This is a genomic window from Flavobacterium sp. Leaf359 (assembly GCF_001423985.1).
GTDB classification, from domain to species: domain Bacteria; phylum Bacteroidota; class Bacteroidia; order Flavobacteriales; family Flavobacteriaceae; genus Flavobacterium; species Flavobacterium lindanitolerans.
Genome location: NZ_LMPW01000012.1, coordinates 239,205 through 249,098, shown reverse-complemented (window position 1 = coordinate 249,098; position 9,894 = coordinate 239,205). Strand labels below are relative to the sequence as shown.

8 protein-coding genes are annotated in these 9,894 nt (G+C 42.4%); 7 read left to right on the top strand and 1 reads right to left on the bottom strand.

Features of this window, described 5'->3' with window-relative positions:
• Nucleotides 1-2,318, top strand: a 2,318-nt coding sequence (locus ASG38_RS09380; protein WP_162239687.1) for an MBG domain-containing protein, incomplete at its 5' end; no start/stop codon positions are given.
• A gap of 323 nt (nt 2,319-2,641) precedes the next feature.
• Here ASG38_RS09380 and ASG38_RS09375 read toward each other — a convergent pair.
• Complete coding sequence (locus ASG38_RS09375; protein ID WP_235498581.1) at nt 2,642-3,037, bottom strand: SRPBCC domain-containing protein; 396 nt, start codon at nt 3,035-3,037, stop codon at nt 2,642-2,644.
• A gap of 243 nt (nt 3,038-3,280) precedes the next feature.
• On the opposite strand from ASG38_RS09375, the gene udk reads away from it, so the two are divergent.
• The 6 genes from udk to ASG38_RS09345 all read left to right on the top strand — a co-directional run bounded on the left by udk (nt 3,281) and on the right by ASG38_RS09345 (nt 9,579).
• On the top strand, nt 3,281-3,889 hold the full coding sequence (gene udk, locus ASG38_RS09370; RefSeq protein WP_056069670.1) for a uridine kinase: 609 nt from the start codon (nt 3,281-3,283) through the stop codon (nt 3,887-3,889).
• 36 nt (nt 3,890-3,925) lie between these two features.
• Nucleotides 3,926-4,276, top strand: a complete 351-nt coding sequence (locus ASG38_RS09365) for a septum formation initiator family protein (RefSeq protein ID WP_056069665.1) — start codon at nt 3,926-3,928, stop codon at nt 4,274-4,276.
• A gap of 50 nt (nt 4,277-4,326) precedes the next feature.
• Nucleotides 4,327-5,697, top strand: a complete 1,371-nt coding sequence (locus ASG38_RS09360; RefSeq protein ID WP_056069662.1) for a methylmalonyl-CoA mutase subunit beta — start codon at nt 4,327-4,329, stop codon at nt 5,695-5,697.
• 3 nt (nt 5,698-5,700) lie between these two features.
• A complete protein-coding gene (gene scpA, locus ASG38_RS09355) occupies nt 5,701-7,833 on the top strand; it encodes a methylmalonyl-CoA mutase (RefSeq protein ID WP_056069660.1) in 2,133 nt (710 codons plus the stop codon).
• A gap of 76 nt (nt 7,834-7,909) precedes the next feature.
• Nucleotides 7,910-8,365 carry a YciI family protein gene (locus ASG38_RS09350; RefSeq protein WP_056069657.1) on the top strand — a complete coding sequence of 152 codons (456 nt, stop codon included), beginning with the start codon at nt 7,910-7,912 and terminating at the stop codon, nt 8,363-8,365.
• A gap of 332 nt (nt 8,366-8,697) precedes the next feature.
• The gene (locus ASG38_RS09345) at nt 8,698-9,579 is read left to right on the top strand and encodes an SDR family oxidoreductase (protein WP_056069654.1); all 882 of its coding nucleotides are present in this window, start codon (nt 8,698-8,700) and stop codon (nt 9,577-9,579) included.
• Nucleotides 9,580-9,894 lie beyond the last annotated feature (315 nt).

Genomic DNA, 9,894 nt, shown 5'->3' with positions numbered 1-9,894 from the left:
ACGGAACAACAGATCCTGAATTGACCTATACAATTACCGGACTTGCCAACGGCGATGACCAGACGGTTATAACAGGAACTTTAACCAGAACGGCAGGCGAAGACATCGGAACCTATGACATCAACCAGGGAACTCTGGCAGTAAGCGGAAACTACGACATCGCCTACACCGGTGCCGATTTCAATATCACGAAGGCAACCCTGAACATTGTTGCAGATGCCAAGTCGAAAACCTACGGAACGGCTGACCCTGTATTGACCTATACCGTAACGGGATTGGCAAACGGAGATAATGAAAGTATTATCACGGGAGCCTTAACCAGAACAACAGGAGAAGACATCGGAACCTATGACATTGAACAGGGGACACTCGCCGTAAGCGGAAACTACGACATTGCCTACACCGGTGCCGATTTCAATATCACCAAGGCAACACTGAACATCGTTGCAGATGCCAAAACTAAAGTTTACGGAACGGCTGACCCGGCATTGACATATACCGTTACGGGATTTGCAAACGGTGACGACCAGGGCATTATCAGCGGAGCACTCACCAGAGTAGCAGGTGAAAACATCGGAACCTATGACATCAACCAGGGAACACTGGCGGTAAGCGGAAATTACGACATCGCCTACACCGGTGCCGATTTCAACATCACGAAAGCGACCTTGAACATCATTGCAGATGCCAAGTCGAAAACCTATGGAACGTCAGACCCGGCACTGACCTATACCGTAACAGGATTTGCAAACGGTGACGACCATACGGTTATCACGGGAGCCCTGACAAGAACGGCAGGCGAAAACATCGGAACCTATGACATCGAACAGGGGACACTGGCAGTAAGCGGAAATTACGACATCGCCTACACAGGTGCCGATTTCAACATCACGAAAGCAACCCTGAACATCGTTGCAGATGCGAAATCAAAAACCTATGGAACGGCTGACCCGGCATTGACCTACACCGTTACAGGTTTAGTCAATGGAGATAATGAAAGTATTGTTACGGGAGCTTTGTCAAGAACGGCAGGTGAAAACATCGGTACCTATGCCATCAACCAGGGAACACTGGCCGTAAGCGGAAACTACGACATCGCCTATACCGGAGCCGATTTTAACATCACCAAGGCAACACTGAACATCGTTGCTGATGCCAAGTCGAAAACCTATGGAACGGCTGACCCGGCGTTAACCTATACCGTTACGGGATTAGTCAATGGAGATACACAGGCGGTACTTACCGGATCATTGGTAAGAACGGCAGGCGAAACTGCCGGAACCTATCCTATTACACAGGGTACCTTGAGCGCAGGAAACAATTATGATATTGCCTTTACGGGAGCCGATTTCACCATCATAGAAACATTGGCCATAGCAGATTCCTCCCAGACAAACGTAACATGTTACGGAAGTTCTGACGGTTCGGCTACAGTCAGCATATCCGGAGGAACGGCACCATACACCTATTCTTGGTCGCCAAACGGAGGAACGGCACCAACCGCAGCAGGACTGGCAGCAGGAACCTATACCGTTACGGTAACCGATGCCAACGGTTCCGTAATCACAAAGGTATTTACCATCACCCAGCCGCAGGAAGTAGTACCGCCTGTTGCGGAAGAAATACAGGAATTCTGTAGTACCGCCAATCCTACCATAAGCAACCTTGCAATACAGGGAACACAGGTGAGATGGTATGCTTCTGCCAATGCAACGCAGGAACTTCCTGCCAGTACGCTTCTGGTGGACGGAACTACCTATTATGCAACGCAGACGGTCAACGGATGCGAAAGCCCGGAAAGGACACTGGTCATCGTTATCCTGAACGACAGGCTGCCGGTTCCGCAAGGAGAACCATCGCAAGAGTTCGAAGAAGGGACTACCATAGCAGACCTTGTGGTAACACCTGCAAATGCAATCTGGTACGCCAGCCACGATGACGCGGTAAACAATACCAACCCGTTGTCTCCAACTACCCCACTGGTTGACGGGGCAACCTATTATGCCGTGGCCGTGGCCGACGGATATTGCCCGAGCCTGCCTCTTGCCGTTACGGTAAATGCGGCACTCGGTGTTGGAAAACCGCAAAAGCTGACCTTTAAGTACTATCCGAATCCGGTAGAAGATTACCTGAACATACAGTGTTCAGCAACCATAGATTCGATTGAAGTATACAGCCTGTTGGGGCAACTGGTCAAAAAACAGGACGGCCATGCCATGGAAGTAAAGCTATTCCTTGGCGACCTGCCGGACGGAACCTATGCCGTATCCGTCATGTCAAATGGCAAAAAATCCACCGTAAAAGTGGTCAAAAAATAAAAATAGTAATAACCTAAAATAAAAGCACGCCCGAAATACGGGCGTGTTTTTTTTTATTCAATACGAACTTTAAATCTGCATAAAGATTTTAATTGATTATAGGAAACCTTACCAAAAACAATTTCCAATAAGCTCCTTTTTTCCAGCTTTGCGGCGCTGCGCCTTTGCGAGCAACTATTTCACGCAAAGGCGCAGAGCCGCAGAACTTATTGTAATCGAAATGTTGGGCATTACCTATTTTGGATAAACTTACTTCTTATGTAGCTGCGTAATCATTCTAATCTGTGGCAAACAAAAACTGACACAAACCACTCTTCTTCCTTTTATTCTTCTCTCCGAAATTCAAAGGCTCCTTTTCTCAGGTTGATGCCATATTCAAGATAGGCTTTAAGACAGGCTAGAAAATTTGCCCAGCCTTCAGTATTCCCCATAAGCCAGCTAATTCCTTCCTCGTTATTTTCCATTCCTTTCTCAGTAACCGTTACAACAGTATCTTTTCCAAAAGGTGCCAAGGTAATTTCTACCAGATTTTTCTTTTCATTCACATCCCAATAATAGGATACATACTTGTCCTTTTCGATTTTGCCAACCGTAATCGGGAATTGCATATCAAATTCAGGAAATTTCCATTCAATTTCTTTCCCTTTCTCCATCCTACCCGAACCTTTCCCAATAAAATAATTTGCCATTTTTTCAGGATCAACAATCGCTTCAAACACTTCCGATACAGGTTTGAGTATTTGGATTGCTACCTTAATGGTCAGTTCCTTTTTTCCATAATTTTTTATTTTAATCTGCTATTTATCAGTCTTATTAAAATTAATAAAATTCTGCTGCTTGTGCATTAATTTTTTCTCAATTAATCAGAACTCCAATTCTCCGCTGAAACATTTCCCTAAAAAACAAAAACCACTCTCAATATAATTTCTATTTTTGCCAAAAGAAAAATATAACACAACCTTATGCTCATTATCGGAATTGCCGGCGGAACCGGAAGCGGAAAAACAACTGTTGTCCAACAAATTATGAACGAATTACCTCAGACTGAAGTTGGAATAATCTCTCAGGACTCCTATTACAGAGAAAACCACAATCTCAGTTTTGACGAAAGGGCACTCATCAATTTTGACCATCCAAGGGCTATCGATTTTGAATTGTTAGTCGCTCATTTAAAGGATTTAAAAGCCGGAAAAAATGTAGAACAGCCGGTATATTCTTTTGTAACGCACAACCGTACCGAAGACACTATCAACACGCATCCAAGAAAAGTTATGATTGTTGAGGGCATCCTGATTCTTGCCAATCCGGAGCTTCGCGACATGTTCGATATAAAAATCTTTGTCCATGCCGATCCTGACGAACGTCTGATTCGCCGTCTCAAACGTGATATTGCCGAAAGAGGCCGCGACATGGAAGAAGTATTGAACCGATACCAGACCACATTAAAACCAATGCACGAGCAATTTATTGAACCGACTAAAGCTTTTGCAGATATCATTATTCCAAACGACAAATACAATACCGTGGCCATTGATGTTGTCCGGGCCGTAATCAATCAGCGTATTTTATAATTTTTATTCCTAATTTTATAAAGTAAAAATTCAGGGATGAAAAATCCGTTCAAAAATATAATCAGCCGTTATCCTTTTCTGAGATTTCTCGGAAACAGATATGTATTGGTATTGGCGCTTTTTATTGCCTGGATGGTTTTTCTGGACAATTATTCCCTGCTCGACCATAGAATTCTTAACAAGGAAATAAAAGAACTGGAAGACAATAAAAAATATTATCAGGACGAGATCAAACTCGACGAAGAAAAAATAAAACTGCTCAAGAATCCTGATCAGATTGAAAAATATGCCCGTGAAAAATACTATATGAAACGCGACAGCGAAGACATATATATTATCGAATTTGAAGAAGATCTGCCAGAAGAAGAGCAAAGCAAATCATTATAATATTATCTCTGCGAAGATTAACAGTTTTAGCAGAACAACATAACCTAAAAATGGCCGACCATCTATTTGACGACTTCAATCCCGTAACTTCCAAACAATGGAAGCAGCAGATTCAGTACGAACTCAAAGGAGCAGATTATAACGAAACGCTAATCTGGGAAAGTCCGGAGGGCATCAAAGTAAAGCCCTTCTACCATATTGACGAATTTGAAAACCCGCTTTCTTTTTCTGAGAAAGAAACCGCTTTCAAAATAGTCCAGAATATTTTCGTACATGATTTGGATAAATCTGTAAATCGTGCCTTGGAAACCCTGTCCAGAGGAGCAGAAAGTATCCGGTTTACTATAGAAGATGAAAATCTGGATATAGCCAAACTATTGGAAAAACTTCCGTTAGAAACGATAACCGTTTACTTCCATTTAGCATTCCTTTCAATCGATTTCGTCAAAAAAATCGACACCATTGCCAAAAACAGGAACGCCAACTTTTTTATACAAATTGACCCGATTGGAAAACTGGCAAAAGAGGGCAACTGGCACACGAATCTTGATTCCGACTTTAACCTTCTGAATACAATTTCCATCTCTTGCCAAAATGCGAATTTCCTTAGCATTGACGGAAGCCTTTATCAAAATGCCGGAGCCAATATTGTCCAGCAACTGGCTTATATGCTAGCCCATGCCAATGAATACTTTAACCGCATGGCAACCGTTTCAAAACCTATCACATTTCAGGTAGCTGTGGGAACAAATTATTTTTTCGAGATTGCAAAACTGCGTGCCCTACGCCTGCTTTTTGACCTTTTAGCTAAAGAATACGACCATAATTCAGGCTGCCACATACTTGTTATCCCTACCAAAAGAAACAAAACGCTTTACGACTATAACGTAAACATGCTTCGCACCACCACAGAATGCATGAGTGCGATTTTAGGCGGTGCCGATGCCGTTTCGAATCTGGCATACGATTCCTTATACCATAAAGACAACGAATTTGGGGATCGCATTTCAAGAAACCAACTTCTGGTACTAAAACACGAAAGCTATTTTGACAAAGTCAATAATCCGGCAGACGGAAGCTATTATATAGAAACACTGACAGAGCAATTAGCCGAAAAAGCTTTGGCCCTGTTCAAAGACATCGAAGCAAACGGTGGTTTAATTACACAATTGATTGAAGGTACTATTCAAAGAAAAATTCAGGAGAGTGCCGCAAAAGAACAGGATTTGTTTGATTCCGGAAAAGAAATCCTGTTGGGTACCAATAAATATCCTAACAAAAATGACAGGATGAGCCACGACCTGGAACTATTTCCTTTTGTGAAATCAAAACCTAGAAAAACGCTGGTAACACCAATCATAGAAAAACGATTGGCAGAAAAAATGGAACAGGAACGTTTGGAAAGCGAGAAAGAAAAATAAGCCATGAAAAGAAAAGACATCCAACATATAAAATTAGATTCTCAAGCCGATGGCAAAAAAGCCAAGTCAGAAAACGTTGAAAACTTCCTGACGGCCGAAGGTATCGAACTGAAAAACACCTATTCCGAAGAAGACATCCAAAATCTGGAGCATCTTAATTTTGGAGCAGGATTCGCACCAAATCTTCGTGGTCCGTACGCCACTATGTACGTTCGCCGTCCCTGGACTATTCGTCAATATGCCGGATTTTCAACAGCAGAAGAAAGTAATGCCTTTTACAGAAGAAACCTGGCTGCCGGGCAAAAAGGACTTTCCATCGCATTTGACCTTCCAACGCACAGAGGCTATGACAGCGACCACGAAAGAGTGGTTGGCGATGTTGGGAAAGCAGGTGTGGCTATCGACTCTGTAGAAGACATGAAAGTACTGTTCGACCAGATTCCGCTTGATGAAATGTCGGTTTCCATGACCATGAACGGTGCCGTATTGCCAATCATGGCATTTTATATCGTAGCTGCTGAAGAACAGGGCGTAAAACCGGAACTGCTTTCAGGAACCATCCAGAATGACATCCTGAAAGAATTCATGGTTCGAAATACCTACATCTATCCGCCTACTCCGTCAATGAAAATCATCGCCGATATTTTCGACTTTACGAGTAAAAAAATGCCTAAGTTCAATTCTATCTCGATTTCCGGATACCACATGCAGGAAGCCGGAGCTACGGCAGATATTGAACTGGCCTATACTTTAGCCGACGGACTTGAATACATCCGTACCGGACTAGCTGCAGGAATGAAAATCGACGAGTTTGCTCCACGACTTTCGTTCTTTTGGGCCATTGGGATGAACCATTTCATGGAAATTGCAAAAATGCGTGCCGGAAGAATGCTGTGGGCTAAACTGCTCAAACAGTTCAATCCTCAGGACGAGAAATCGCTTGCCTTAAGAACCCATTGCCAGACTTCGGGCTGGAGTCTTACAGAACAGGACCCGTTTAATAACGTAGCCCGTACTTGTATCGAAGCTGCCGCTGCTGCTTTTGGAGGTACGCAATCATTACATACCAACGCCTTAGACGAAGCCATAGCCTTGCCTACCGATTTCTCGGCAAGAATTGCACGAAATACACAGATTTTCCTTCAGGAAGAAACCAAAATCACCAAAACGGTCGATCCCTGGGCGGGAAGCTATTACGTAGAGAAACTTACTGATGAAATTGTCCACAAAGCATGGCAGCTCATTCAGGAAGTAGAAGAATTAGGCGGTATGACCAAAGCCATCGAAGCGGGAATACCAAAATTACGAATTGAAGAAGCCGCAGCCAGAAAGCAGGCAAGAATCGATTCCAGCCAGGATATCATTGTAGGCGTAAACAAATACAGACTTGAAAAAGAAGATCCGTTACACATTCTTGATGTTGACAACCAGATGGTGCGCAGACAGCAAATCGAAAGACTGGAAAAAATAAAAGCTACAAGAAATACAGAAAAAGTAAAAGAGACCTTGCATAAATTGACCGAAGCTGCCAAATCAGGCCAGGGCAATTTATTGGAAATTGCAGTAGATGCCGCCAGAAACAGAGCCACTTTAGGCGAAATCAGCGATGCATTAGAAACTGTTTTTGGAAGATATAAAGCACAAATCAAATCGTTTAGCGGCGTGTATAGCAAAGAAATTAAAAATGACGAGAGCTTTGAAAAAGCAAAGCAGAAAGCCGACGAATTTGCAAAATCCGAAGGCCGTCGACCAAGAATAATGATTGCCAAAATGGGACAGGATGGACATGATCGTGGTGCCAAAGTTGTCGCAACAGGTTATGCCGATGTAGGTTTTGATGTTGATATTGGACCTCTGTTCCAAACACCCGCAGAAGCAGCCAAACAGGCCGTAGAAAACGACGTACATATTTTGGGTGTTTCTTCTCTTGCTGCCGGACACAAAACATTGGTGCCTCAGGTAATCGAAGAATTAAAGAAATACGGACGTGAAGATATTATGGTAATCGTTGGCGGCGTAATCCCTGCCCAGGACTACCAATATCTTTTTGATTCCGGAGCCGTAGCCGTTTTTGGTCCCGGAACCAAAATCAGCGAAGCTGCCATTACAATCTTAGACATCTTAATGCAGGAATAATCATTTCAAAAAGCGGGAAATCATATTCCCGCTTTTTTATTGTCAAAACCCTACTCAAGGGATAAAACAACCAATCATGAAAAAAATACTACTTATACTGATGCTTGTCAGTTGCTTCAAAGCAAATTCTCAAACCGAAAACCCTGACTATGACAGCAAACTTGCCGAGTCTTTGGGTGCTGACGATTACGGAATGAAAATGTATGTCCTGGCTATCTTAAAAACCGGAAGCAATAAAATAGACGACAAAGAAAAATTAAACGAGCTTTTCAAAGGCCATATGGACAACATCAACCGCCTGGCTAAAGACGGCAAGCTGATTGTTGCCGGTCCTTTAAAGAAAAACGATAAAAATTATCGCGGCATCTTTATCCTGAATGCAAAAACAATTGAAGAAGCAAACGAATTATTACTTACCGACCCTGCCATAAAAGAAAAACTTTTTGAGGTAGAAGCATTTGAATGGTATGGTTCGGCTGCTTTGCCTGAATACCTGAAAATACACGATAAAATAGAAAAGACGAAACACTGATTTAAAAAGTCTCTTCCAGATTTCCATTATTATGAATTTAGCGTTCTTGTGCCTTTGCTAGCAATATTTTCAGGCAAAGACACAGGGCCGTAAAGTTTTGAAAATTTAATTAATATTTTCTTCTGCCTGACAGGAACTCTTCAAATCTGCACAATCATCTAATCTGTAGCTGAACAGAAATTTATAAATCACACGCCCTAACCCTAAGTTAAACTGTCAAACGTTTATTAAGCATTAATTCCATCTCAATAACTACTTGAGCATTTATTTTGAATAGGAAAAATATCTTTTGTAATAATTCCGTATTTTAGTAAAAAAGAAAAACGACACACATGGATTTTACAAAAAAAATGCTTCGCGATAATGCCCTCGAAGGAAAAACAATTGTTGTTACAGGTGGTGGCAGCGGACTTGGAAAAGCAATGACAAAATATTTTCTGGAATTAGGCGCCAAAGTTGCCATAACTTCCCGCGATCTTGAAAAACTAAGAACTACCGCAGAAGAACTTGAAAAAGAAACCGGCGGTGAATGCCTTCCTTTAGCCTGCGATGTCCGCAATTATGAGCAGGTTGAAACCATGCTCGCCTCTGTTCTGGAAAAATTTGGTAAAGTAGATGTATTACTGAACAATGCGGCCGGAAATTTTATTTCTCCTACAGAAAGGCTATCGGCCAACGCCTTTGATACCATTATTGACATTGTGCTAAAAGGCTCCAAAAACTGCACCCTGGCTTTTGGAAAACATTGGATTGACACCAAACAGCAAAACACAACCATCTTGAATATTGTCACAACCTATGCCTGGACGGGCTCTGCTTATGTAGTTCCGTCAGCCACAGCAAAAGCCGGCGTTTTGGCCATGACCCGAAGCCTTGCGGTTGAATGGGCCAAATACGGAATCCGTTCCAATGCCATAGCACCGGGACCATTTCCTACCAAAGGTGCCTGGGACAGATTATTACCGGGCGACCTGAAAGACAAATTCGACCTGGCAAAAAAAGTACCACTAAAAAGAGTAGGCGACCATCAGGAATTAGCCAACCTTGCCGCCTATCTCGTGTCTGACTTTTCAGCCTATGTCAACGGTGAAGTCATTACCATCGATGGTGGCGAATGGCTTAAAGGTGCCGGACAATTCAATCTTCTGGAAGCCGTTCCTGAAGAAATGTGGGACATGTTGGAGGCTATGATTAAGGCCAAGAAAAATAATTAGGAGAGGGACTAAGCTGCTAAGGTGCTGAGAGGCTAAGGTTGTGCGTTATATATAAATGAATACGTTAGGAAAACAACTTTCATCTATTCTTTCATTTGGCAAGCTTCAAAATCTGTGTAATCATACTAATCTGTGGCTAAAACAGTTAATAAAGCTGCTAAGTCGCTAAGGTTCTGAGAGGCTAAGGTTTTGTATTTTATGTATATAAAAAAGGATCTTTCGAAAAGAACTTTCATCTATTCTTTTATTTGGCAAGCTTCAAAATCTGTGTAATCATATCAATCTGTGGCTAAAAAGCCGCTAAGCTGCTAAGGC

Coding starts and splice junctions, on each gene's coding strand:
- udk (WP_056069670.1), top strand. CDS start 3,281: ATGCTCATTATCGGAATTGCCGGCGGAACCGGAAGCGGAAAAACAACT.
- ASG38_RS09365 (WP_056069665.1), top strand. CDS start 3,926: ATGAAAAATCCGTTCAAAAATATAATCAGCCGTTATCCTTTTCTGAGA.
- ASG38_RS09360 (WP_056069662.1), top strand. CDS start 4,327: ATGGCCGACCATCTATTTGACGACTTCAATCCCGTAACTTCCAAACAA.
- scpA (WP_056069660.1), top strand. CDS start 5,701: ATGAAAAGAAAAGACATCCAACATATAAAATTAGATTCTCAAGCCGAT.
- ASG38_RS09350 (WP_056069657.1), top strand. CDS start 7,910: ATGAAAAAAATACTACTTATACTGATGCTTGTCAGTTGCTTCAAAGCA.
- ASG38_RS09345 (WP_056069654.1), top strand. CDS start 8,698: ATGGATTTTACAAAAAAAATGCTTCGCGATAATGCCCTCGAAGGAAAA.